This window comes from Sphingopyxis sp. (assembly GCF_016463645.1).
GTDB lineage: Bacteria > Pseudomonadota > Alphaproteobacteria > Sphingomonadales > Sphingomonadaceae > Sphingopyxis.
The window spans coordinates 1-22,113 of sequence record NZ_JAEMQX010000062.1; the positions used below are offsets into that span (position 1 = coordinate 1).

At 64.9% G+C, this 22,113-nt stretch carries 28 protein-coding genes; 10 read left to right on the forward strand and 18 right to left on the reverse strand.

The window, feature by feature from the left end; translation table 11 throughout:
• Positions 1-363: OmpA family protein (locus JHC57_RS13385; RefSeq protein WP_294030558.1), on the forward strand; the 363-nt coding region annotated here is incomplete at its 5' end.
• 241 nt (positions 364-604) lie between these two features.
• The gene (locus JHC57_RS13390; RefSeq protein WP_294030559.1) at positions 605-1,042 is read left to right on the forward strand and encodes a biopolymer transporter ExbD; all 438 of its coding nucleotides are present in this window, start codon (positions 605-607) and stop codon (positions 1,040-1,042) included.
• A gap of 22 nt (positions 1,043-1,064) precedes the next feature.
• On the opposite strand, the gene JHC57_RS13395 is transcribed toward JHC57_RS13390, so the two are convergent.
• The 3 genes from JHC57_RS13395 to JHC57_RS13405 form a co-directional block, all read right to left on the reverse strand.
• A complete protein-coding gene (locus JHC57_RS13395; protein WP_294030560.1) occupies positions 1,065-1,607 on the reverse strand; it encodes a DUF1993 family protein in 543 nt (180 codons plus the stop codon).
• Between the two features lie 18 nt (positions 1,608-1,625).
• Entirely contained in the window at positions 1,626-3,425 is a 1,800-nt protein-coding gene (locus tag JHC57_RS13400) for an ABC transporter transmembrane domain-containing protein (RefSeq protein ID WP_294030561.1), read from the reverse strand.
• A 120-nt stretch (positions 3,426-3,545) separates the two neighbouring features.
• Positions 3,546-3,803, reverse strand: coding sequence for a YjhX family toxin (locus JHC57_RS13405; protein ID WP_294030562.1), 258 nt, complete (start codon positions 3,801-3,803; stop codon positions 3,546-3,548).
• Positions 3,804-4,078: 275 nt separating this feature from the next.
• Here JHC57_RS13405 and phaZ point away from each other — a divergent pair, with 275 nt between their 5' ends.
• Complete coding sequence (phaZ, locus tag JHC57_RS13410) at positions 4,079-5,299, forward strand: polyhydroxyalkanoate depolymerase (protein ID WP_294030563.1); 1,221 nt, start codon at positions 4,079-4,081, stop codon at positions 5,297-5,299.
• Between the two features lie 109 nt (positions 5,300-5,408).
• Here phaZ and JHC57_RS13415 read toward each other — a convergent pair whose 3' ends face one another.
• Positions 5,409-5,804, reverse strand: coding sequence for a YkvA family protein (locus JHC57_RS13415; RefSeq protein ID WP_294030565.1), 396 nt, complete (start codon positions 5,802-5,804; stop codon positions 5,409-5,411).
• A gap of 24 nt (positions 5,805-5,828) precedes the next feature.
• Between JHC57_RS13415 and JHC57_RS13420 the strand changes: the two genes are divergently transcribed.
• Positions 5,829-6,812, forward strand: a complete 984-nt coding sequence (locus tag JHC57_RS13420) for a dipeptide epimerase (RefSeq protein WP_294030566.1) — start codon at positions 5,829-5,831, stop codon at positions 6,810-6,812.
• Here the strand turns inward: JHC57_RS13420 and JHC57_RS13425 are convergent.
• Both JHC57_RS13425 and JHC57_RS13430 read right to left on the reverse strand, forming a co-directional pair.
• Positions 6,809-7,273, reverse strand: coding sequence for a pyridoxamine 5'-phosphate oxidase family protein (locus JHC57_RS13425; protein ID WP_294030567.1), 465 nt, complete (start codon positions 7,271-7,273; stop codon positions 6,809-6,811). The two genes, JHC57_RS13420 and JHC57_RS13425, sit on opposite strands and share 4 nt — an antisense overlap.
• Before the next feature lie 64 nt (positions 7,274-7,337).
• Positions 7,338-7,733, reverse strand: a complete 396-nt coding sequence (locus JHC57_RS13430; RefSeq protein ID WP_294030568.1) for a VOC family protein — start codon at positions 7,731-7,733, stop codon at positions 7,338-7,340.
• Between the two features lie 84 nt (positions 7,734-7,817).
• Between JHC57_RS13430 and soxR the strand changes: the two genes are divergently transcribed.
• On the forward strand, positions 7,818-8,288 hold the full coding sequence (gene soxR / locus JHC57_RS13435) for a redox-sensitive transcriptional activator SoxR (RefSeq protein WP_294030590.1): 471 nt from the start codon (positions 7,818-7,820) through the stop codon (positions 8,286-8,288).
• Positions 8,289-8,437: 149 nt separating this feature from the next.
• Here the strand turns inward: soxR and JHC57_RS13440 are convergent, their stop codons facing one another.
• From JHC57_RS13440 to JHC57_RS13480, 9 genes are all read right to left on the reverse strand, one after another.
• Complete coding sequence (locus JHC57_RS13440; protein ID WP_294030569.1) at positions 8,438-8,728, reverse strand: putative quinol monooxygenase; 291 nt, start codon at positions 8,726-8,728, stop codon at positions 8,438-8,440.
• A gap of 15 nt (positions 8,729-8,743) precedes the next feature.
• Positions 8,744-9,328 (reverse strand): carboxymuconolactone decarboxylase family protein, encoded by a 585-nt coding sequence (locus JHC57_RS13445; RefSeq protein ID WP_294030571.1) that lies wholly within the window; start codon positions 9,326-9,328, stop codon positions 8,744-8,746.
• A gap of 16 nt (positions 9,329-9,344) precedes the next feature.
• Positions 9,345-10,526, reverse strand: a complete 1,182-nt coding sequence (locus tag JHC57_RS13450) for an acetyl-CoA C-acyltransferase (RefSeq protein WP_294030572.1) — start codon at positions 10,524-10,526, stop codon at positions 9,345-9,347.
• Positions 10,527-10,592: 66 nt separating this feature from the next.
• The gene (locus JHC57_RS13455; protein WP_294030573.1) at positions 10,593-11,051 is read right to left on the reverse strand and encodes a MaoC family dehydratase; all 459 of its coding nucleotides are present in this window, start codon (positions 11,049-11,051) and stop codon (positions 10,593-10,595) included.
• Between the two features lie 93 nt (positions 11,052-11,144).
• Positions 11,145-12,350 (reverse strand): mechanosensitive ion channel domain-containing protein, encoded by a 1,206-nt coding sequence (locus JHC57_RS13460; protein ID WP_294030575.1) that lies wholly within the window; start codon positions 12,348-12,350, stop codon positions 11,145-11,147.
• A gap of 20 nt (positions 12,351-12,370) precedes the next feature.
• Positions 12,371-13,381: a DNA topoisomerase IB gene (locus JHC57_RS13465; protein WP_294030576.1), complete on the reverse strand. Its 1,011-nt coding sequence runs from the start codon at positions 13,379-13,381 to the stop codon at positions 12,371-12,373.
• Between the two features lie 57 nt (positions 13,382-13,438).
• On the reverse strand, positions 13,439-14,569 hold the full coding sequence (locus tag JHC57_RS13470; RefSeq protein WP_294030577.1) for an acyltransferase: 1,131 nt from the start codon (positions 14,567-14,569) through the stop codon (positions 13,439-13,441).
• Positions 14,566-15,903, reverse strand: coding sequence for a putative O-glycosylation ligase, exosortase A system-associated (locus JHC57_RS13475; RefSeq protein WP_294030578.1), 1,338 nt, complete (start codon positions 15,901-15,903; stop codon positions 14,566-14,568). The genes JHC57_RS13470 and JHC57_RS13475 overlap by 4 nt, the downstream gene beginning before the upstream one ends.
• Complete coding sequence (locus tag JHC57_RS13480) at positions 15,896-16,051, reverse strand: hypothetical protein (protein ID WP_294030580.1); 156 nt, start codon at positions 16,049-16,051, stop codon at positions 15,896-15,898. Before JHC57_RS13480 ends, JHC57_RS13475 begins: the two co-directional genes overlap by 8 nt.
• Before the next feature lie 65 nt (positions 16,052-16,116).
• Here JHC57_RS13480 and JHC57_RS13485 point away from each other — a divergent pair, with 65 nt between their 5' ends.
• On the forward strand, positions 16,117-17,322 hold the full coding sequence (locus JHC57_RS13485) for a TIGR04063 family PEP-CTERM/XrtA system glycosyltransferase (protein ID WP_294030582.1): 1,206 nt from the start codon (positions 16,117-16,119) through the stop codon (positions 17,320-17,322).
• A 57-nt stretch (positions 17,323-17,379) separates the two neighbouring features.
• Positions 17,380-18,198, forward strand: a complete 819-nt coding sequence (locus tag JHC57_RS13490; RefSeq protein ID WP_294030584.1) for a hypothetical protein — start codon at positions 17,380-17,382, stop codon at positions 18,196-18,198.
• Here the strand turns inward: JHC57_RS13490 and JHC57_RS13495 are convergent.
• Both JHC57_RS13495 and JHC57_RS13500 read right to left on the reverse strand, forming a co-directional pair.
• Complete coding sequence (locus tag JHC57_RS13495; protein WP_294030591.1) at positions 18,195-18,515, reverse strand: hypothetical protein; 321 nt, start codon at positions 18,513-18,515, stop codon at positions 18,195-18,197. The two genes, JHC57_RS13490 and JHC57_RS13495, sit on opposite strands and share 4 nt — an antisense overlap.
• Complete coding sequence (locus tag JHC57_RS13500) at positions 18,515-18,778, reverse strand: hypothetical protein (RefSeq protein WP_294030585.1); 264 nt, start codon at positions 18,776-18,778, stop codon at positions 18,515-18,517. Before JHC57_RS13500 ends, JHC57_RS13495 begins: the two co-directional genes overlap by 1 nt.
• Before the next feature lie 133 nt (positions 18,779-18,911).
• Between JHC57_RS13500 and JHC57_RS13505 the strand changes: the two genes are divergently transcribed.
• Entirely contained in the window at positions 18,912-19,580 is a 669-nt protein-coding gene (locus JHC57_RS13505; RefSeq protein WP_294030586.1) for a S24 family peptidase, read from the forward strand.
• Between the two features lie 5 nt (positions 19,581-19,585).
• On the opposite strand, the gene JHC57_RS13510 is transcribed toward JHC57_RS13505, so the two are convergent.
• A complete protein-coding gene (locus tag JHC57_RS13510; RefSeq protein ID WP_294030587.1) occupies positions 19,586-19,891 on the reverse strand; it encodes a hypothetical protein in 306 nt (101 codons plus the stop codon).
• 177 nt (positions 19,892-20,068) lie between these two features.
• On the opposite strand from JHC57_RS13510, the gene JHC57_RS13515 reads away from it, so the two are divergent.
• Together JHC57_RS13515 and aqpZ are read left to right on the forward strand one after the other, a co-directional pair.
• Positions 20,069-21,355, forward strand: a complete 1,287-nt coding sequence (locus JHC57_RS13515) for a methyl-accepting chemotaxis protein (protein ID WP_294030588.1) — start codon at positions 20,069-20,071, stop codon at positions 21,353-21,355.
• 100 nt (positions 21,356-21,455) lie between these two features.
• Positions 21,456-22,113, forward strand: a 658-nt coding sequence (gene aqpZ, locus JHC57_RS13520; RefSeq protein WP_294030589.1) for an aquaporin Z, incomplete at its 3' end; no start/stop codon positions are given.

The following is a 22,113-nucleotide window of genomic DNA, read 5'->3' on the forward strand; positions in this document are numbered from 1 at the left end:
GTCGTGGAATGCGCCCCGGGACCGTATATCGTGTACTTCGACTGGGATCAGTCGAACATCACGCCGGAAGCGGCTTCGACGCTCGACAACGCCATCAGCGCCTACAACCGTGGTTGCACGGGTACGCAGGTCATGCTCGCCGGTCACGCTGACCGTTCGGGTTCGGCCAAGTACAACGTCGGCCTGTCGGAACGTCGTAACACCGCGGTTCGCAGCTATCTCACCGCTCGCGGTATCTCGGATGGCTCGATCAGCGCGCAGGGCTTCGGCGAAAGCCGTCCGGCCGTTGCAACCGCCGATGGCGTCCGCAACGACCAGAACCGTCGCGTGGAAATCACTTACGGTCCGAACTCGGGCATGTAAGACCGGTTTCCATCCCCGACGGGGACTGGATGAAAAAAAGAGGGGCGGTACCGCAAGGTGCCGCCCTTTCTTTATGGGCGGGCGTTGCCTTGGGGGCGCCCGGCCGATCCGCAGATTTCGCTTGCTCGCTCCATATTATGATATACCATTACGAGAGAGGCGCGGGACGGTCCTGCGCCTCGGTGAGGGGTTGGGGTGCCCGTCAAGATACGGTGCGTCGCCCCCGAGCGGGAGAGAAACGATGCGCCGACGCCGCAGCATGTTCCATCGCAGCATTTTTCGGACCGACCCCAACGGCGACCCCGATATCAACACCACACCGCTGATTGACGTCATGCTGGTGATGCTGGTGATGTTCATCATCACGATCCCGCAGCCGACCCACAGCGTCGATGTCACCCTACCCGCCGACCGCGGTGGAATTCCCGTCAAGGAGGAGAATCGCGTCACGATCGACACGACCGACGTCATCCGCTGGAATGGCGAGGCGATCGACCTTGCCGAACTGGGATTGCTGGTCAAACAGGCATCCGACCGGCCGGAGCCGGCAGCGATCTTGCTCGAGCCCGAGGCGCGCGCACGTTACCTGCGCGTCGACGAGGCGATCGGCGCGATCCGGCGCAACGGCGGATCGAAACTCGCCTTTCCGGGAATACAGAATTACGCCGGGCTGATCTGAGGTCCGATGGCGGCGCCCGGCCTCAGCCGGCGGGCGCCGTTCCGGGCCGCAGATGGCGCATCATATAGCTGACATAGTCGGCCTTGCCGAGCGGGACGCCCATATGACGGAGCACGGCATAGGCGGCGGTGCGATGGAAGGCGAATTGCGGCTGTGCCCAGTCGCGGACATAGTCGAAGGCGCTCATGTCGAAGATCATGCCGTTCGGCAGGTCGAAGCTTACCGTCCGCTCCATGTCGTCGCCGAGAGCGGCGGGATCGACGCCGTCGAGAAAGGCGAGCGTCGACGCGATCTGGTTCTGCATGCCGGCGAAATCGGTCGCATCCCCGGGAAATTCGGGGATCGTCACGCCCGCCAGACGCACGAGCGGTTGCAGCGCCTGAATACAGGAAAAGCGGACCTGCGACGCCAGCGGGAACATGTCGGGCGCGAGGCGGGCGACGGCGAACTGCAATTCGCCGATGCCATTGTCTGTGCCCCATGCAAGCGCCTTCGAAAGCTCTCCCGACAGGGCTTTGAGGCCATTCTGCCAAGCCGGCACGGTCAGGTCATAGAGCATCGTCATATCCTTGCTGGTTTCCGGTCAGGCGGCGGCGAGATTATCCTGGAATTGCAGCCGCGCGAGGCGCGCGTAGAGGCCATCGGCCGCGACGAGCTCGTCATGCTTGCCCTCTTCGACAATGCGGCCCTCGTCCATCACGATGATGCGATCCGCGGCGCGCACGGTCGCGAGGCGATGCGCGATGACGATTGTCGTGCGGTCGGTCATCAGCACCTCGAGCGCGTCCTGCACCAGCTTTTCGGACTCGGCATCGAGCGCCGATGTCGCTTCGTCGAGCAGCAACAACGGTGCGTGACGGAGCAGCGCGCGCGCGATCGCGACGCGTTGACGCTGGCCGCCCGACAGGCGGGCGCCGCCTTCGCCCATGAAAGTGTCGAGCCCCTGCGGCAGCTTGCGGAGGAACTCTTCGGCATTGGCGGCGCGCGCGGCGTCCCAGAGGTCTTCGTCTGTGGCGGCCCAATTGCCATAGCGGAGGTTGTCGCGCGCCGAAGCCGCGAAGATCACCGTTTCCTGCGGGACCATCGCAATGCGCGCGCGAATGTCGGCGGGGTCGGCATGGGTCAGCGGTACGCCATCGAGCAGAATCCGGCCTGCCTGCGGATCGTAGAAGCGCTCGGCGAGCTGGAAGAGCGTCGATTTTCCGGCGCCCGAGGGGCCCACGATCGCGACGGTTTCCCGCGGCCGGATCGCAAGACTGAAATCATGGAGCGCCGGTGCGTCAGGCCGCGTCGGATAGCGGAATTCGACGTTGGCGAACTCGAGCGTGCCGAGCGGGGGCTCGGGGAAGCGGCCCGGATTGGCAGGCGGCGCGATGCTGGCTTCGGCATTCAGGAGCTCGCTCAGCCGCTCGGCCGCCCCGGCGGCGCGGAGCAGGTCGCCATAGACCTCGGTGAGCGCGCCGAAGGCGCCGGCGACGAGACCGCCGGTGAGCACGAAGGCGGCGATCGTGCCGCCGGTGATCGTACCCCGGGCAACCCCCTCGGCACCGTACCAGAGCAAGGTGGTGATCGCGCCGAACAGCAGGCCGATCACCGTCGCGGTGATGATCGCGCGGAGGCGGATGCGGCGCTTGGCGGTCGCGAAATTCGCCTCGACCGCGGCGGTGAAACGGGCGGCTTCTCGCGCTTCCTGCCCGAATGCCTGGACGATCTTCATCGCGCCCATCTGCTCGGCGGTGGTCGCGCCGATGTCGGCAACGCGATCCTGACTTGTGCGGGAGACCTTCTGGAGGCGGCGGCCGAGCAGGACGATCGGAAGGATGATGACGGGTATGCCGAGCAATATGCCCGCGGTGAGTTTCGGCGACAGGCTGAAGAGATAGATGATGCCGCCGATGCCCATGACGGTGTTGCGCAGGGCGACCGAAACGGTGGTGCCGACCACCTGTTCGATGATCGCGGTATCGGAGGTCATGCGCGACGCGATTTCGGAGGGGCGGTTTTCCTCGAAGAAACCGGGCGCGAGCCGCAGCAGATTCTGTTGCACCGCCTGGCGGATATCGGCGACGGTGCGTTCCCCGAGCCAGCTCACGAAATAGAAACGCAGCGCGGTCGCGACCGCGAGGGCGACGCAGATGGCGTAGAAAAGCCGGAAATGCGGCGCGACGTTGCCGCCGCCGGCGATGAAGCCGCTGTCGATCATTTCCTTGAACTGGTATGGAATCGCGAGGGTCGCGAGCGCGGCGATGCCCAATGCGATCGCGGCGATGACCAGTTGCAGCGGATAGTTGCTGGCATAGTACCAGACCATGCGCAGGCTGCCGAGCTTGCGGCGGGGTTCGGCGGTCGCTTGCGCAGCGGGCGGATCGGGTTGGCTGGCCATCGCATCGGCCCTAGCAGCGGCAGGGACCGGGCTCAACGGCGCAGAATGCGGCTGCACTTCAAGCGGTTTGAAGCAGCACTCAAGGGAAGCGCGGCGATGCCGCCGCGCCTCCCCGTTCGTTCAGCGATTATCGAGCTGCGCGCGCACGGCGCGGAGGCCCGCCTGCGTGATGCGGTACGGCGCGCCGCCGTGCGAGGCGATGAAGCCGCGCCGCCGCAGCCGGTTGAACAGGGGCAGGCCGGTATCGGCGAGCACATGCCCGTCGCGGGTGAAGCAGAGCGCCTCGACAATATGGCCGCTTTCGGCGCGGCGATGGCGGATCATGCCGCCTTGCGCCAGCACATGGAGCATACGCTGCTCCGCTTTCGAGATATTCATGGGATATGTCCGGATATTTCATGCAACAACCGCGCGCCGACCAAGGGTCGGCACGCAACGCACATCCCGTTTTCGTCGGGATGTTAGCGGTTGCCCGCAATCTCAGACATATTCACTCCATCGGCACATCGTGCGCCGCTCGATCCGGGTTATTCGCTTTCGGTACGTCCCGCAATGATTTTGATGCATTGCACAATGGGACGGAGCCCCTAGACTGCTAACCAATGAGCAGGCGCCGGAGAGTGCCGCCGGGTAACGCAAGGAACAAGTCGAATATGCTGTATCACGCCTTTGACATGCAGAAAAACTGGCTCGCCGGGGCGAGCGCGCTCGCGACAGCGGGAGCGCAGGCGATGCAGCATCCGGCGAATCCGCTCGGTTATTTCGGCGGCAGTCCCATGTTCGCCTCGGCTCTCGAAGTTTTCGCGCATGCGGCGGCCCCGCGCGGCAAGCCGGGGTTCGAACTGTACGAGACCGTCGTCGATGGCGAAACGGTGCGCGTGACCGAGGCGATCGAGGCGCGCAAGCCGTTCGGCCAGCTAAAGCATTTCAAGCATAAGGGCGCGAAAGGCGCGCCTAAGCTGTTGATCGTCGCGCCGATGTCGGGCCATTATGCGACGTTGCTGCGCGGCACGGTCGAACGGATGCTGCCGGGGCATGACGTGTGGATCACCGACTGGCGCGACGCGCGCAACGTGCCGCTGGAGGCCGGCAAGTTCGACCTCGACGATTATGTCGACTATCTGATTTCCTGGCTCGAGCATATCGGACCCGGCGCACATGTGCTCGCGGTGTGCCAGCCGTCGGTGCCCAGTCTCGCCGCGGCGGCGATCATGGCGGCCAACAAGCACAAGTGCCGGCCGAAGACGCTGACGATGATGGGCGGACCGATCGATACGCGCAAGGCGCCTACCGCGGTCAACGAGCATGCGACGACGCGGCCCTATGCCTGGTTCCAGGAAAATGTGATCGCGACGGTTCCCGCTTGGTATCCGGGCGCCGGGCGCCGCGTCTATCCGGGCTTCCTGCAGCTGGCGGGCTTCATGTCGATGAACCTCGGCAATCACATGATGAGCCATTGGGAGATGTTCAAACATCTGGTCGACGGTGACGGTGAGAGTGCCGACAAGACCAAGGAATTCTACGACGAATATCGTGCGGTTTGCGACATGACCGCCGAATTCTACCTGGAGACTGTCGACATCGTCTTCCAGCGTCATCTGCTCCCCAAGGGCGAAATGATGCACCGCGGGCAGCCGGTCGATGTCGGCGCGATCGAGGATATCGCGATCCTGGCGATCGAGGGCGAGCGCGACGATATTTCGGGGATCGGCCAGACCAAGGCGGCGCTGACAATCGCGAAGGCGCTCCCCGCGGACAGGAAGAAATATCTGATGGCGAAAGGTGTCGGCCATTACGGCATCTTCAACGGCCGCAAATGGCGCGAGGAAATCGCGCCGGTGGTCGAGAAGTGGATTCGCAGCAACGGCGAGTAACGACCGGGAGCGGACCTGGCCATCATCGTCATCCCGGACTTGATCCGGGATGACGATGATGGGGGAAAAAACGGCCGTTCCCCATCCCCAAGATGCTCGATATCTGCTCTCAATGCCACGGTGAGGTCCGCACGCTCCAGTAGACCGTGTAGAGCAGCCCGGCCCACAGCAGCAGGACGAGTACCATGCCGACCCGACTCGACGGGCGCTCGCTGGCGGCTTCCGCGGTGGTGTGAAGCTCGGCCCAGAGCGCGGCCGGGATCAGCCGCCGGACCGCGAGGAGGCCGAGCGGGACGATGACGAGATCGTCCAGCCAGCCGAGCACCGGAATGAAATCGGGGATCAGGTCGATCGGCGACAGCGCGTAGGCAGCGACCGCGATCGCAAGGATGCGCGCGAGCATCGGCACGCGCGGGTCGCGGGCAGCTAGCCATGCGGCGTGGGCCTCGATCGCGAGGCGGTGGCCGAGGTCGCCGATACGTTCGGAAAGGGATTTGCCGGTCATCGCGATCTACACTAGCCTTCCCGCATGGCTATCCAACTGAAAAGCGCGCGTGTCGAACGCTGGGCGGTCGCGGGAGCATTTGTGATCAGCCGCGGAGCGAAGACGCATGTCGATGTCGTCGTCGCCGAGGTCGAGGGCGATGGCGCGCTCGGGCGCGGTGAAGGGACGCCCGTCTATTATCTGGGCGAAGATGCGGCGGGGTGCCGCGACCAGATATTGCGCGCCTCGCCGCATATCGCCGACATGGGTGCCGCCGATGCACGCGCCGCGGTTCAGGAATTGATGGCGCCGGGCGCGGCGCGCAACGCGCTCGACTGTGCGCTTTGGGATCTGGAGGCGCGGCAGCGCGGACTCAGGCTCTGGCAGGTCGCGGGGTGCGACGGCGCACCGACATCGCGGGTCACGGCCTATACGATCTCGCTCGGCACGCCCGGAGCGATGGCCGAACAGGCGGCGACGGCGGCGGCCGACGGATACCGTTTGCTGAAGATCAAACTGACCGGCGAGGGCGACCGGTTGCGCGTTGCCGGCGTTCGCAAGGGTGCGCCCGAAGCGCGATTGATCGTCGATGCCAACGAGAGCTGGGGTGAAATCGATATATTGAGCGAGGCCGAGGCGCTTGCCGATATGGGCGTCGAGATGATCGAACAACCGGTGCCGGTGGGTGCGGATGCGCTGCTCGACCCCATTTACGCGCCGCTCCCGTTCATCGCGGACGAGAGCTGCCAGACCGCGGCGGATATCGCGCGGATCGGCCCCTTTTACGACGGGGTGAATATCAAGCTCGACAAGGCGGGCGGGCTGACCGAGGCGCTGAAGATCGCCGACGCAGCTGACGCGGCCGGTCTTTCGATCATGGTCGGGTGCATGCTGTCGACGAGCCTTGCGATCACGCCGGCGTTCGTGCTCGCGCAGCGCGCGCGTTGGGTCGACCTCGACGGGCCCGCTCTGCTTGAGCGTGACCGCGAGGGCGGCTTTGAGTTCCGCGAGGGACGGATCGGAATCTAGAGCGCGACTTCCGCATGTTTGCCGAGGTCGCCGTCCTTCATCGTCATCCCGGTCGCGAGCTTGAACATTCCCTTGATACCCGGATCGGCCGTCCAGATTTCGGCATTGTCGAGGTCGAAGCGGAGCAGGACGAGCTTGGGATCGTCCTTGCCCCCCGGATACCAAGCCGCGATGCTGTTGTTCCACAGCTTGTCGAGTACAGCGCGGTCGGTTTCGCGAACCAGCGTACCCGAAATACAGGCGAAGAGATCGTGCCCCTTCGCCGCGAATTGCGCCATCGCCGGGCCGCCGCCCGCGAGACGGTTGTCGGTTGCGGTGAAGAACCAGAAGGCGCTGTGGGCGTCCTTGTCGAGTTGCGCGTTCATCGGGATATGATGCTCGCGCTCGCCGGTCGCGCCGACCATGACATAGGGACTGTCGGCCAAGGCTTTCCAGAATTGCTGCTTGATATCGTCGTTCATCGAAAGGCTCCTTCTGCCCCCCGATGGTCGATCAACGCGGTAATGGGGGCGGTCGTTGCCCGATTCAGCGCAGCCGCGGCTCCGCATAGCTGACGACCTCATATTCGATGCCGTCGGGGTCGAAGAAATAGAAACGGCGACCCGGCTCGTAATCGCCGTGATTGAAGGGGTTGAGACCGACCGCCTTCACGCGCATCTCGATCGTGTCGAGATCGTCGACCTGCACCCCGACATGGTTGAGCGGTGCGCCCTTCGGATATTGCGCGTCGGTGTGCCGGCCGTCGGGACCGGTGTAAAGCGCGATATAGGCGGCATCGCTGCCGAGGTGGATCGTGCGCCCGCCGTCACGCGCGGGGCCGCGCCAGCGTTCGTGCCAGCCAAAGATCGCCGAGAGGATTCCGGCGGTGCGGTCGGGATCGCTGACGGTGAGATTCACATGCTCGATGAAGGGATGCGTCATGGACAGGCTCCTGATTCGGGTTGACGCGGCGGCTTATGAAAGCTGAAGTGAGGTTTAGATCAAGTTGAAAAGAAGGAGGCGGCTATTCACCGGACCGACCTGATCGCGATCGGCGAGCTTGCGGCGCGGACGGGCGTGGCCGTGTCGGCGATCCGATTCTATGAGGCGAAGGGATTGATCGAGGCCCTCCGCACCGGCGGTGGGCAGCGGCGCTTCCTGCGCGCCGATATTCGCCGCGTGTCCTTCATCCTGATCGCGCAGCAATTGGGGCTGAGCCTTGAGGAGATCGCTGCCGAACTCGTGCGGTTGCCTGCAGGGCGCACGCCAAACGGAGCCGACTGGTCGCGGATCAGCACCGGGCTTCGCGCGCGGATCGATACCCGGATCGCGGCGCTGACGCGCACGCGCGAACTGCTCGACAATTGCATCGGTTGCGGATGCCTGTCGCTGAAGAAATGCGGGCTGTACAACCGGGAGGACAAGGCCGCGCAGCGCGGGGCGGGGCCACGCTATGTCCTGGGCGACCGGTCGGGGGAGATCGCCGAGGTCGGGTGACGGTTCGGGGGCGGGAAGCTGCCGTTTCGGACCTTCGTCATCCCGGACCTGATCCGGGATCCATTTTCTCCGGCGTCGCGCGAATTGGCGCAGGATCAAGTCCGGGGCGATGACGAGAGATAAGCCTGCTTCCGATCGTTGCCGGCCGCTCAGGCCGCGCTTAACGTCTCGATCTCGGGCGCGCCCGCAAGGCAGGGACCAAGCCGCGCACCGATCGACCGGAAATGATCCGAGGCGCGGTGCGCGTCGAGCGCCGCCTGGTCGTCGTAGCATTCGAGGACCCTGTAGACGCCCGTCTCGTCCGTCCGGAACAGTCGGTAATAGCTGTTGCCGGCTTCGTTCGCGTTCACCGCGGCAGCGAGCTCGCCGAAAACGCCTTCGAATTCGGCTTCCTTGCCGGGCTGGACGCGCAGCGTCGCGATCACACCGATGGCACTCATGTGTCTCTCCTTGTTTCAGGCTCTGAGGTCGGGATCGACGTCCCAGCCGTCCTCGACCTGGATGCCGAAGCTGTTCAAGATCATCGAAACCTGTGTGTACTGGCCGACGGTCATCACAAGGTCCATGCGGCCCTTGTCGCCGAGCGGCGCGAGCGCGGCCCAGCTTGCGTCGCTTACGAAATGGTTGGAGGTCAATTCATCGGTCGCGTGGAGCATCGCGCGGTCGAGGTCGTTCCAGCCGGTGGCGTCGGGACCGGTCTTGATGCGCGCGATCTCGTCTTCGGTCAGGCCGCAGTCGAGCCCGATGCGTTTGTGCTGCGTCCATTCATAGCCGGAACGGCAGTTGTAGCCGGTGCGTAGGATGACGAGCTCGCGGTCGCGGGGTGAAAGCGCATTGCGTTTCGAGAGGATATAATTGCCCCAGCCGAGGAAGGCGGTCAGCGCCTTTGGCGCATGAGCAAGGGTGCGGAAGATGTTGAGGATCCTGCCGCCCCCGACCTCGCCCCCATCGGAGGCGAGGAAGGGTTCGAGCGCGGTGCGCTGGTCGGTATCGAGCCGGCCCAAGTCGACCGGCTCGATACGCGGTTTGCGGAGTCTCACTTAAAAGGGCCGCAAATCAGAAGACCTCGAACAGGCCCGCTGCGCCCTGGCCGCCACCGATGCACATGGTGACGACGGCATATTTCACGCCGCGGCGCTTGCCTTCGATCAGCGCGTGGCCGACGCAGCGCGCGCCGGTCATGCCGAACGGGTGGCCGATCGAGATCGAGCCGCCGTTGACGTTGAGCAGCTCGTTCGGGATGCCGAGATGGTCGCGACAGTACAGCACCTGTACGGCGAAGGCTTCGTTGAGTTCCCAGAGGCCGATATCGTCCATCTTGAGCTCGAAGCGTTCGAGCAGCTTGGGGATCGCAAAGACGGGGCCGATGCCCATTTCATCGGGCTCGGTGCCCGCGACCGCCATGCCGACATAGCGGCCGAGCGGCTGGAGGCCCTTCTTCTCGGCGACCTTGGCTTCCATCAGCACCGCGGCCGATGCGCCGTCGGCGAGCTGGCTGGCGTTGCCCGCGGTGATCGAAAAGCCTTCGCCCATGACGGGCTTCAGGCTCGACAGGCCTTCGAGCGTCGTGTCGGGACGGTTGCACTCGTCCTTGTCGGCGACGACGTCCTTGAAGCTGACTTCCTTCGTTTCCTTGTTCACGACGGCCATGGTCGCCGGGCACGCGACGATCTCGTCGTCATATTTGCCCGCGGCCTGCGCGGCGGCGGTGCGCTGCTGCGACTGGAGCGAATATTCGTCCTGAGCTTCGCGACTGATGTTGTAGCGCTTCGCGACGACCTCGGCGGTGCCGATCATCGGCATGTAGGTGTCCTTGTGCATCGCGATCAGTTCGGCGTCGGTCTCGATGAACACCTTGCCGCTGCCACTGACCTTCGAGATCGACTCGATGCCGCCGGCGACCGCGATGTCCTGACGGTCGACGATGATCTGCTTCGCGGCGGTCGCGATCGTCATCAGGCCCGACGAGCATTGGCGATCGATCGACATGCCGGGGACGGTGACGGGAAGGCCCGAGCGCAGCGCGATCAGGCGCGCGACGTTCATCGTTTGCGAGCCCTGCTGCATCGCGGCGCCGAACAGCACATCGTCGACTTCGCCGCCTTCGATGCCGGCGCGTTCGACCGCGGCGCGGACCGCGTGCGCGCCGAGCGTCGGAGCGAGCGTGTTGTTGAACGAGCCGCGCGCCGCCTTGGTCAGCGGGGTGCGGGCGGTGGAAACGATGACGGCGTCACGCATATCTGGGGTCCTTCTTTCTGAGTCCGGTTATCTTAACGGGGGAGGTCGGCCGGAAAAACCTGTGCTTCAGACGAAGAACTGGCTGATCCACTCGGCGATCAGCGCGGGCTTTTCCTCGCCTTCGATCTCGATCGTCACCTCGTTGGTCTGTTGCCACTGGCCGGGGCGCTTCTCGTCGAGTTCGAGCAGCTTCACATGACTGCGCACGCGCTTGCCCGAGCGGACGGGGGCGAGGAAACGGACCTTGTTGCCGCCATAATTGACGCCCATTTTCACGCCCGCGATCTTCGGGCCGTCGGTCTTCTGGCCGAGCATCGGAATCAGCGACAGCGTCAGGAAGCCGTGCGCGATCGTGCCGCCGAAGGGCGTCAACCTGGCCTTCTCCTCGTCGACATGGATGAACTGGTGGTCGCCAGTCGCGTCGGCGAACTTGTTGATCATGTCCTGATCGACGAGCACCCATTCTGACGTGCCGATATTCTGCCCGACTTTGGTCTGCAGTTCCTGCGGCGTGATGGCGGCCATAATCATCCCCTCGAATAGTGGTTCGGGGCGCGTTCTAGGCCTCTCTTGACGCGTTGCACAAGAGCCAAGCCCCACGCCCGCGCCGCCGTAGCGTCAGCCGGGTCTGGCTGCCTTCGCCGCCGCGGCCCGGGGCTTCGGAGACTCGGGATAGGGCATGATCATCGTCCCGTCGGGCGCCGCGGTAAAGGTCGTTTGCGTCGGATAGGCGAACTCATATCCCGCTTTGGCCATCGCCTCGAACAGGCGGATGGCGATATCGGTCCGCGCGGCGGCGACTTCGTCGAATTCGTCGCTGAAGACGTCGAAGAGCAGCTCGAAGTCGAGGCTCGACGGGCCGAAGGTCAGGAAGCTCGAGCGGATGAATTCCTGTCCGCCCGCGACCACCTGTTCCTCGAGCAGCGCGGGAAGGTCGCGGAGCATCTCGGGCGTCGTCTGATAGATGACACCGATCGTGAAAGTGATCCGACGCCGGTGGAGATGCGCGAAGTTGGTGATTTCCTTGCTCAGCAAATTGGTGTTCGAGATGACGAGCAACTCGCCATTGAGCGAGCGGAGGCGCGTGCTCTTGAGCCCGATGCGTTCGACCGTCGCGGTGCTCGTGTCGTATTTGATCGTCTCGCCGACGCGGAACGGCCGGTCGAAGATGATCGAGAGCGAGGCGAAAAGGTCGGAGAAAATGCCCTGCGCGGCGAGGCCGATCGCGATGCCGCCAATGCCGAGACCGGCGATCAGGCCGGTGACGTTGACGCCCATATTGTCGAGGATGACGATCGCCGCGATCGCGAACAGCGCGATACTGATGAGCAGGCGGATGATGCCCATCGCATTGCTGAGCGTTTCGTTATTCCCTTCGGCCGCGCGGCGCTGGATCAGCCCGAGCACGATCTCGCGCACCCAAATCGCGACCTGCAGCACCACGGCGACGGTAAAGACGAACTGGATCAGCTGCATGATCACCGTGGGTGGCTGCGCATAGCCCGCGACCATGCGGATCGCGATGATCGCGAGTACGCTCGACTTGGTCTTGTGGATCACGCGCCCCGCGATGTGGGTCAGCGTCATGTCGCCCTCGGCCGACTGCGCATGTTTGAGCGCGAAGGTGCGGGCCATCGACAGGATGAAATAGATGAGCAGGCCGATGGCGATCGCGATGCCGATCTGCAGCCAGTGGCTGTTCACCCACGCGACGCTCATATCCCAATAGCGCTGCAGATCGTCGAGCGGATTGGTCGCGGCCGCCTTTGGGGGCGCGGCTTTCGGGGCGGCGGTGGTCGCGGCGGCGAGCAGGGAGAAGGTCACGTCGGGTCCTCTTGATCGGATCAGGCGGATTGAAGCAGCACCGCGGCTGCGGGCGTCTGCTCCAGATAGGTCAAAAATCCGCGTTCGTAACGCGAAAGATAGCGCGTCGCGCGCGGCAGCCGACCGGCTGCGGCCGCAAAGTCGCCGCGCTCCTGCGCCGCGGTGAGCATCGCCGGATGAACATAGGCCTTGCGCGCGATCGCAGGCGTGTTGCCGAGGCGGTCCGCGACATGTTCGAGCATCGCCTTGAGCGCCGGCGGTTCGGGCGCGTCATAGAGAAAGGCAAAGGCCTCGACGCTCGCCGACCAGGTGCGGAAATGCTTGGCGCTGAATTCGTCGCCCATCGCTTCGCGGATATAGGCGTTTACGTCGTCGGACGCGACGCCGCAAAGACCGTCCTCATCCTCATATTGAAAGAGCTTCTGGCCGGGGAGGTCCTGCAGCCGCCGGACCAGCGTGGTCAGGCTGCGGTCGCTGATCGTCACCTCGCGCTTGGCGCCCCCCTTGGCGACATAGTTCAACCGGAGCGTCTTGCCTGACGCCTTCGCGTGGCGCTGGCGGAGCGTCGTCGCGCCGAAGCTTTTGTTCGCGGCGACATATTGCTCGTTCCCGATGCGCAGCGCGGCGAGATCGAGCAGGCGCACGACTGCGGCGACGACGCGCTCGGAGCATAAGGTCCGTCGCGCGAGGTCGTCGGCGAGGCGCGCGCGAAGCAGCGGAAGCGCATGGCCGAAAGCAGCGCAGCGGTCATATTTGTCGGCCTCGCGCGCCATCCGGAATGCGGGGTGATAGCGATATTGTTTTCGCCCGCGCGCATCATAACCGGTCGCGAGGATATGGCCGTTCGGGGCGGGACAGAACCACGCATCCTCATAGGCGGGCGGCAGGGCGATCGCGTTGAGACGGTCGATCTCTTCGCGGTCGCGAATGATCTTTCCCTTGGCGTCGCGATAGCGCCAGCCGACGCCGGACCGCTCGCGGCTGATACCGGGCAGGCTGTCATCGACATGGACAAGATTGGGGCCGGCCATGGAGCCATAGCGCCTCGCCGCCGCGGATGGTTCCCGGTGGTGAGGCGTATCCGCCGCTCAGGTCTCGCTGCGGCCGGCGGTGAAGATGGCGTGGGGCGCGGCGAGCAAGCGGTCGCCGGCGCGCTGGGCGATGCGCCGTGCCGGTACTTCCAGCACGACATGCAGAAGATGCGATGCAGCCAGCGTCAGCAGGATGAAGGCCAATATCCTGACCGGATCGACCATCGCCGGATCGTCGACGAAGAAGAGCTTGAAGAGGATCCACAGGAAGAAGTGCGAGAGGTACACGGCGTAGCTGATGTCGCCCAGCCATTGCGCGATTCGTCCCGAGAGCAGCGGCTGGCGCGCGGTCGAGGCCTGCAGCGCAAGAATGACCACGGCGGTCATGATCAGCGGCACCGCCGCGGGCTGTGATCCGGCCACGACGAGCAACAGCGCCGCGACGCCGGCGAGGCCGAGCGCGGTGGCATGGATGATCGCCGTGCCATGCGGTCTTTCGCGCTGCGCCGTCCACCATTGGCAAAGAAGAATGCCGATGCCGAATTCGACGAGACAGCGCAGCAGCCCGGTCGCGGGAATATCGTCGCCGATGCTGGCGCGGCCGGTTGAGCCGAACCACCATCCGAGGCTCGCCGCCATCGCGACAACCAGCAGTGGAAAACTCCACGCGCCGCGCGGCAGGCGCGTCAGCCAGCCGCCAATACCCGCAAGCAGCAGATAGGCCGCCCATTCGGTCGATATCGACCAGGCCGGATCGTTCCATGCCAGCCGATCACCGAACCCCCAATTCTGGACGAGCAGATAATGGGCGGGCAACTCGGCAAAGCTGTAGTGATCGCCGGGGTCGCGCCCGCTGACGATCAGCGCCGCCGCAAACAGCGCCATCGCCGACAGGATGGCAATGTGAAGCGGAAAGATGCGGGCGAATCGGCGGACGATGAAATGGGGCGCTGCGCGCACGCCCCGATCGCGAAATTCGCCGCCATAGGTCCACCAGAGAACGAAGCCCGAGAGGACGAAGAACAGATCGACCGCGAGATAGCCCTGCGCCAGCACCGAAATGGCCTCGTCAGCCAGGAAGCAGGTCATCCCGCTGCGGATATGGTAGAATAATACCATCAGCGCCGCAAAACCGCGAAGGCCGGTGAGTGTCGGCAACATCTGCCCGGGTGCAACGGCCCGGCTCATGCGGCGACCGTCCGGCGCGCGGTCAGCGGACGCCAGCCCGCCTCCTGCTCGCGGCGGCGGCAATAGGTCGTAAGGCCGATCTCGAGCGCCAGCATCATGTAGATGAAGGGCTGGAAGGCGATGGCGACGAACAGCGATCCGACCAGATAGACGACGTGGCCGTGCTGCAGCGCGGTCGCCAGCGGCGCGATCCATTGCTCTTCGCCGCGCCGTGTCTTGAGATAACGCCGCCGGATGCGCTCCATCTGGACCAGGCCCGCGAAATGGAGGAGCAGCCAAAGTGCCGTTCCCGGATAGCCCTGCTCGCCCAGCATTTCGAAATAGCTCGAGTGATAGGCGCGCGATTCCTCTTCATAGACGCTCGCGACCTCATCGGGGCTGCTCGCTTCCTTCTCGACGCGGACGCGGTTCTGCAGATAGGCATTGAAGCCGCCCCCGAACGGATGGTCCTTGGCATATTCCCACGTCCACGCCCAGACCGCGACGCGCGTCGAGGCCGACTGGTCGGACTTGTAACCGCGGATCGTTTCCATGCGTTCGGTATAGCTTTGCGGCAGAAAGGGGATCGCGGCGGCGGCGAGCAATCCGGCGCCAGCGATATAGAGCAGGCGGTGCTTGACCGCGCGCAGCGACAGCAGGCCCAGCACGACGAGGCAGACCAGCCCCGTACGCGCCTGCGTGCCCACGGGCAGCAGCGCACAGGCGAACACGAGCGCGAAGCAGAAGAGCGAAACCATCCAGTCGGGTGGAAAGATCGTCCCGTGGCGGCGGTACCAGAGGATCAGCGGAATGATCGATATGGCGACGCACGACATGGTACTGCCCTCGTACAGGCCGTAATTTTCGCTCAGCAGCAATTGCAGCGCGCCATAGCCGCCGCCGCCCGCCGCGGTCTTGATGCCGCCGGCGATGGCGATCGCGGCTGCCGAGAGCAGCAGCATCAGCGCCAGCGCCTCGATCCGCAGCTTGGTCCGCAGGGTCAGCGGCAGGAAGACGGCCCAGATCAGCGCCTTCCACACCCAGCTCCATTTGTCTGCGGCCTCAACCGGGAAATCGGCGTAAATGGTCGTCATCCAGCAATAGAGAAGGAGCACGACGAGCAGGGTCTGCCGTCCCGACCAGCGCGTGTCCTTCTTGTCGTCGGCCGCGAGCCAGCCAGCCATCGCGAGTCCGAAGACGATCAGCGAGATCGGGATCGAATTGATAAGGAAATAGCTGAGCCGCTGGGGTGCGACGACGTCGATATAACAAAAGCACAGCACGAACAGGAACGGCTTCCGGAAGCCGATCCCGATGAAGGCAAACAGAAAGGCGACGAAGGCGATGTCACGCATCGACGCGGTCATCCTCTTCGGCGTCCCGGCGCTGCTGCCACAACATGCGCGGGCTCACCTCACGATCGAGATCGTCGCGATGGAGCAGGCGCCAGAGTGCGATCGCCATCAGCACGTGCGTCAGGCCAATGGAAAAATTGTCGACCATGTCCGCTCCCGCTACGCGATCGGGGTTGACGCCGCGTTAAGGCTTGTATGTCAATGCGCTGGCCCATGACACGCATCCTGCACGTCCTCGATCATAGCTTGCCCGCGCACAGCGGCTACACCTTTCGCACGCGTGCGCTGATGAAGGCGCAGGTTGCGAAAGGCTGGGAGGTGGCGGGCGTCACAGGAGTGCGGCACCCCGAGCCCGGACCCGATGGCGAGACCGTCGACGGATTGACCTTCTACCGCACCCCGCCGATCGCATCCGCACCGCCGGTAATCCGCGAGTGGCGCGAGATCGGCGCTCTCGCGAAGCGCGTCGAGGCGCTGGCGCGCGAATGGAAGCCCGATGTGCTGCATGCGCATTCGCCCGTGCTCGATGGGCTGGCGGCGTTGCGCGTCGGCAAGAAGCTCGGCATCCCCGTGATTTATGAAATCCGTGCCTTCTGGGAGGACGCCTCGGTCGGCAACGGCACCGGCCGCGAAGGAAGCCTGCGGTACCGCCTGACCAGGATGCTCGAAACCTATGCGGTGAAATCGGCCGATGCCGTCGCGGTGATCTGTGAAGGCTTGCGCGGCGACCTGATCGCGCGCGGTACCGACGCGGACAAGATCACCGTGTCGCCCAACGGTGTCGATCTCGAGCTGTTCGGCGATCCGCCGCCGCGCGACGATGCGCTCGCCGCAATGCTCGGTCTCGCCCCCGACGATGCGGTGATCGGCTATATCGGCAGCTTCTATGACTATGAGGGGATCGACGATCTGATCGCGGCGATGCCCGCGCTTTCCTCGACGCAGCCCAAAGCGCGGCTGCTTCTTGTCGGCGGCGGTCCAATGGAGGCGGCGCTCAAGGCGCAGGCAGCGGCCTCGCCGGCGGCAGCGCATATCCATTTCGTCGGCCGCGTGCCGCACGACGAGGTCGAGCGATATTATTCGCTGATCGATATTCTCGCCTATCCACGCAAGAAGATGCGGCTGACCGACCTCGTCACACCGCTGAAGCCGCTGGAGGCGATGGCGCAGGGAAAGCTGGTCGCCGCTTCCGGCGTCGGCGGGCATCGCGAGCTGATCGAGGATGGCGCGACGGGCACCCTGTTCGCGCCCGACGATCCCGTTGCCATTGCCGACGCGCTCGCCAAGCTGCTGGAAAATCGGGCGATGTGGCCCGAACGGCGGCGGACGGCACGTATTTTTGTGGAAAGCCATCGTAACTGGTCATCAAACATTTTACGTTACGAGCCGGTTTACCAGCGATTGCTGCGCGGCGTCTGACGTCGATGGCCTGACGCGGTAACGGAATGCCCGGCCGGGCGATGGATTTGGGACGATATGGAAGAGACCAGCGAGAATCGGGCGAAGGATATGGCGGTCGCACTGCTGCGCGCGCTCCAGCCTGCAATTCCGGCGGTGATCGGCGCTGCGGCGTTGACCTTCCTCTTCGCTGCGCTGATGCCCTTTTCGTGGGTTTCGGCGATCAGTTGGAATCTCTACCTTGACCGCCTTTCCGATCTGTTCGTGCCGCCGATCGGCAACGGCGGGCGGCTGGCACTCGCGCTCGGCATGTCGGCTGTCGCAGCGGCGATCGCGGGCCTCGTCGCGCTTCTGATCGCGAAACCCGAAGCGGCGGGGCTGACGTCGCTGCGCAATCCTTTCCGTCGCGCTTCGGCCGAGACGGAGGGTGACGAACATATTCTGACGCGCCGCCGCATCGACCTGCACCCCGATGATCCGCCGCGCCCGCCGATTCGCGCGGGCCGCGATCTGCCGGCGGGCGGGCTCGGTCCGATCGGCATGGCGACCGATCCCCATGAACCCGAACTCGATCCATGGCCGGTCGAAACGGCCGCTCCGCATGAAGGCGAGCTGATCCTCGCCGATCTCGCGCCCGAAGAGGAATTCGACGGCGAGGCGCCTTGGCTGCAACCGGCCGAAATGACCGCGCCGCCGCCGATGCCCGATCCGGCCGACAAATCGCTCGGCGCAATGGTCGCACGCTTCGAGGCGGGGCTCTCGCGCCGTCGGCAGGGCACCGTCGCCCAAGCCGCGATTCCGGTCTCCGCAGCGACCAAAAGCGAGCCCGAGGTCGATTTCGCGCTCGAAGCTGCGCTCAGCACGCTTCACCGGATGACGCGCCAGTCGGTCGGCTAATCCTCGACCGTCAATATTTCGATTTGCAAGGCATTCGGGCCGCAGCATTCGACAACGACGTCGGCGACGACATGGCCCGGAAGCGTCCACTCGGTCGCGTTCAGCCGGTCGTGCAGCGCGCGGCGTATTGCTTCGCCGTCGCCTGCCGCGAGCGTGCACGGAAATATATGCCGTGCGCCTACAAAGCTCGCGCTCGCCCAAGGGCGAAAGGTCGAAGCGCCCGCCGCGAGCCCGACAGGCAGTTCGCCAAGGAGCAGGTGACGCAGCCGGCGATGCGGACAGCCCGGGCGCCGAGGCTGGGCGGGAGACCAGCGCATCACGACCGCATCCCGGCATCGAGTGCGCGCACGGCACGTGTGCGTCCGTCCCCACGCGGCGTGATGTGGCCCGCGCGATAATCCGCGCGCCATTTGTTCATGAAATGTTCCGTTCGGCATATTATGTCGCGCCCGGGTTCGCGGCCGCCGCGCAGGTCGCTGACAAGGCGCGGGTCGCGTACCGCGGCGCGTCCGAACACGCTCGGCGGCATCGCCGACTCCTTCAAAAAGGCCTCGATCCTTTGCAGCAGGCTGCGTTCCATCTCTTCCTCCACGTCCAGACAACCGGGCGACTCACCCGATAGGATATTTCCTATCTGATATTCGATTTCCTACTTGTCTAGGAAAAATCCTCTTGCTAGGAACGAAATAGGAAGGACCAGCCCCGGCAAGCCAATGGACGATTTTAGTCACGATCCGCGCGCCGCGCTCGACCGGCTTCTGGCCGAGAAGGGCATCGACTATGCGCGCCTGTCACAGGTGATCGGACGCAATTCCGCTTATATCCAGCAATATATCAAGCGCGGCTCGCCGCGTCGGCTTGCCGAACAGGACCGCGCGCGCATCGCTGCCTATCTCGGCGTGTCCGAGGCGATGATCGGCGGGCCTGTGCAGCGGGTCGCGACTCCGGCGCGAATGCGCGGGTCCGGAATGATCCTGGTACCCAAGCTGGCGATCGGCGCCTCGGCGGGCGCCGGCGCAAGCGTCGATGGCGAACCGGTCGAGGGCGAGGTCGCCTTCGATCCCAAATGGCTCCGCGACCTTGGCGCGGATCCGCGCGCGCTCAGCATCATTCGCGTCGAGGGCGATTCGATGGCGCCGACGCTGAACGATGGCGACGACATATTGGTCGACGGGGGCGACGCCGCAGCGCGACTCCGCGACGGCATCTATGTGCTGCGAATGGACGATGTGCTGATCGTGAAGCGCGTCACGCGCGCGCCGGGGCAGGGTCGAATCTCGGTGATCAGCGACAATCCGCATTATCGCAGCTGGGATGATTTGCCGATGTCGGCGATCCAGCTCGTCGGTCGTGTCGTTTGGACCGGTCGTCGGGTGCGATAGAGCGGCTAGCGCGGAGCTGCCATCTCGGCCTCGATTTCATGCTCGAGCACTTCGGCGCGCTGACATTGCTCTTCGTTGCCGTCGCGGCATTTCCCTAGCGCCTTGTCGCGCTGGCGCGACAATTTGCCGACGCGTTCCTCGCTCTTGCGCATTTCGCGGCCGCGGTTGCGGTCGGCTTCGTCCTGACTGGTGGTCGACCAGTCGGCGACCTGGCCGACGGCCTTGACCGGCGCCGTCACCACGGTCTTCACCGCGCTGACGCAGCCGCCAAGCAGGGGCGCGGCCATGACCGCAACGATAATAGCGCGCATCTCATTCTCCTCGGGACAGGTGCGCCATCGCATAATCGCTACGATCTGAACAGGATATTGCGACCGATCGGCACCGCATTCGGCTTGTCTGTCACATCACTGAAATAAATGGTTAAATCAGTGTTTACTATCCATCCCTAGGGCGTGGCGCGAACGGTCGCAACGCGAAGAGGGACGATGAACGCCATGACATACGCCTTTACGCCATCGTCGGGCCACGCGTCCGCGATCGGCGCCGACGCGCATATGTCCGAAGTCATCGACCTGTTTCGCGCCAACCCCCAATTGCGGGCCCTCGCGGTGATCGATGTGGATGACCGCCCGGTCGGTATCATTCGCGAACAGCGCGTGCGCGAGCTGCTTTTCTGTCCCTTCTGGTTTTCGCTGATGCAGAATCCTACCATCGGAGGCTCGATTGCCTCGATGGTAGAACCGTGCGCGACCGCCGATGTCGCGCGATCGACAACCGACCTGCTGCGGATCGTCGCGCAATCGGCAGGGCAACAGGAATTGATCCTGACGCGCGGGGGACGGTTCGTCGAGACCCTCGACAGCGCCCAACTGGCGAAGCTGGCCATGCTGCGCGAGGTCGAGCTGGCGCAGGAGCGTGCGGCGCGTGCGGCGCATGTCGACGACGCCGGTCGCAAGTTTCAGCAGGACATCGCGGCGCTCACCGCCACCCTCTCCGAAACCGCGAAACGGGTCGAAGCGGTGGCCGGAACGCTGTCCGAACGTGCGCAGCAAACGGGCCGCGACGCGGTGACCGTGGCCGGCGCGACGGCACAGACGCTCGCCGGGCTGCAGGATCTTGGCGATCGCGGGCACGCGCTTGCCGCGACGATGACGCGGATCGTCGAGGACGGGTCGCGCGCCCGCGCCGTTCGCGGCGACGCGCATGTCAAGATCAAGCAGGCCAGCGAACGGGCGGCGGCGTTGAAGGCGGCGAGTCAGTCGATCGAACAGATGCTGGCGCTGATCATCGACATGGCGAGCCGTACCAACATGCTCGCGCTCAATGCCGGGATCGAGGCTGCGCGCGCGGGGGATGCCGGCCGCGGCTTCGCCGTCGTCGCATCGGAAGTGAAGACGCTGGCCAGCCAGACACGGGTCGCGGCGGGCGACATCACCCAATATGTCGACCGGATCCGCGATATCGTGGGGCAGGTCGCCGCCGGCTTCGACGAGGTCGAAAGGGCGATCGATGCGAACAACGGCTTTTCGGATGCGATCGACCGTGCGGTCGACGGGCAGAGCGCAACGACGCTGACGATCGCGAGCTATGTCGAGCAGGCGGTGTTCGCGGGCCGCGAGATCGACGCGCGGGTGCGCGAGATCGGCCATGGTGCGACTGCGGTCGGGGACGGGGCCCAGACGCTCGGCCGGTTGTCGGCGGGGCTGACAGATGCGGCGCAATCGCTGCACCAGCGCGCGCAACGCTTTGTGGAAGCAGTTGCTGTCGCCTGATTCCTCGCGCCCGGACAAGGGCTTGCCCGATTTCGGAACCCTGATAGGATGACATCCGCGCCGGAGGCGTCTGAGGCCGTCGGCGGGGAGGAGGGTCATCATGACGAATATCCAAAAGGGTTTGGCCGAATTTATCGGCACATTCTGGCTTGTGTTCGGCGGCTGCGGCAGCGCGGTTCTTGCTGCGGCCTTTCCCGATGTCGGCATCGGATTGCTCGGCGTCGCTCTCGCTTTCGGTCTGACGGTGGTGACCATGGCCTATGCGATCGGCCATATTTCGGGCTGTCACCTCAACCCCGCGGTCACTGTCGGTCTGTGGGCGGGCGGGCGTTTCGACGCGCGCGATATTCCGCTCTATGTCGTCGCGCAGGTGCTTGGCGCGATCGTCGCGGCGTTCCTGCTCTTCTATATCGCGAGCGGAAATCCGGCCTATGATCTGGCGACCAACGGCCTCGCCGCCAACGGGTTCGGTGAAGGTTCGCCTGGCGGCTATGATATCTGGTCGGGGCTGCTCATCGAGATTGTGCTCACCGCCGCGTTCCTCTGGATCATCATGGGGTCGACCGACGGCCGCGCACCTGCGGGCTTCGCGCCGATCGCCATCGGCCTCGCCTTGACGCTGATTCACCTCATCTCGATCCCGGTGACCAATACCTCGGTCAATCCGGCGCGTAGTACGGGGCCGGCGCTCGTGGTCGGGGGGCTGGCGCTGCAGAAGTTGTGGCTGTTCTGGCTCGCGCCGTTGCTCGGGGGTGCGG

Coding starts and splice junctions, on each gene's coding strand:
- JHC57_RS13450 (WP_294030572.1), bottom strand. CDS start 10,526: ATGCGTGACGCCGTCATCGTTTCCACCGCCCGCACCCCGCTGACCAAG.
- JHC57_RS13475 (WP_294030578.1), bottom strand. CDS start 15,903: ATGCGTGACATCGCCTTCGTCGCCTTTCTGTTTGCCTTCATCGGGATC.
- JHC57_RS13420 (WP_294030566.1), top strand. CDS start 5,829: ATGGCTATCCAACTGAAAAGCGCGCGTGTCGAACGCTGGGCGGTCGCG.
- JHC57_RS13430 (WP_294030568.1), bottom strand. CDS start 7,733: ATGACGCATCCCTTCATCGAGCATGTGAATCTCACCGTCAGCGATCCC.
- JHC57_RS13425 (WP_294030567.1), bottom strand. CDS start 7,273: ATGAACGACGATATCAAGCAGCAATTCTGGAAAGCCTTGGCCGACAGT.
- JHC57_RS13440 (WP_294030569.1), bottom strand. CDS start 8,728: ATGAGTGCCATCGGTGTGATCGCGACGCTGCGCGTCCAGCCCGGCAAG.
- JHC57_RS13395 (WP_294030560.1), bottom strand. CDS start 1,607: ATGACGATGCTCTATGACCTGACCGTGCCGGCTTGGCAGAATGGCCTC.
- JHC57_RS13390 (WP_294030559.1), top strand. CDS start 605: ATGCGCCGACGCCGCAGCATGTTCCATCGCAGCATTTTTCGGACCGAC.
- JHC57_RS13470 (WP_294030577.1), bottom strand. CDS start 14,569: ATGAGCCGGGCCGTTGCACCCGGGCAGATGTTGCCGACACTCACCGGC.
- JHC57_RS13480 (WP_294030580.1), bottom strand. CDS start 16,051: ATGGTCGACAATTTTTCCATTGGCCTGACGCACGTGCTGATGGCGATC.
- JHC57_RS13465 (WP_294030576.1), bottom strand. CDS start 13,381: ATGGCCGGCCCCAATCTTGTCCATGTCGATGACAGCCTGCCCGGTATC.
- JHC57_RS13495 (WP_294030591.1), bottom strand. CDS start 18,515: ATGCGCTGGTCTCCCGCCCAGCCTCGGCGCCCGGGCTGTCCGCATCGC.
- JHC57_RS13500 (WP_294030585.1), bottom strand. CDS start 18,778: ATGGAACGCAGCCTGCTGCAAAGGATCGAGGCCTTTTTGAAGGAGTCG.
- JHC57_RS13455 (WP_294030573.1), bottom strand. CDS start 11,051: ATGGCCGCCATCACGCCGCAGGAACTGCAGACCAAAGTCGGGCAGAAT.
- JHC57_RS13515 (WP_294030588.1), top strand. CDS start 20,069: ATGAACGCCATGACATACGCCTTTACGCCATCGTCGGGCCACGCGTCC.
- JHC57_RS13405 (WP_294030562.1), bottom strand. CDS start 3,803: ATGAATATCTCGAAAGCGGAGCAGCGTATGCTCCATGTGCTGGCGCAA.
- JHC57_RS13415 (WP_294030565.1), bottom strand. CDS start 5,804: ATGACCGGCAAATCCCTTTCCGAACGTATCGGCGACCTCGGCCACCGC.
- JHC57_RS13505 (WP_294030586.1), top strand. CDS start 18,912: ATGGACGATTTTAGTCACGATCCGCGCGCCGCGCTCGACCGGCTTCTG.
- JHC57_RS13490 (WP_294030584.1), top strand. CDS start 17,380: ATGGAAGAGACCAGCGAGAATCGGGCGAAGGATATGGCGGTCGCACTG.
- JHC57_RS13510 (WP_294030587.1), bottom strand. CDS start 19,891: ATGCGCGCTATTATCGTTGCGGTCATGGCCGCGCCCCTGCTTGGCGGC.
- JHC57_RS13485 (WP_294030582.1), top strand. CDS start 16,117: ATGACACGCATCCTGCACGTCCTCGATCATAGCTTGCCCGCGCACAGC.
- JHC57_RS13400 (WP_294030561.1), bottom strand. CDS start 3,425: ATGGCCAGCCAACCCGATCCGCCCGCTGCGCAAGCGACCGCCGAACCC.
- phaZ (WP_294030563.1), top strand. CDS start 4,079: ATGCTGTATCACGCCTTTGACATGCAGAAAAACTGGCTCGCCGGGGCG.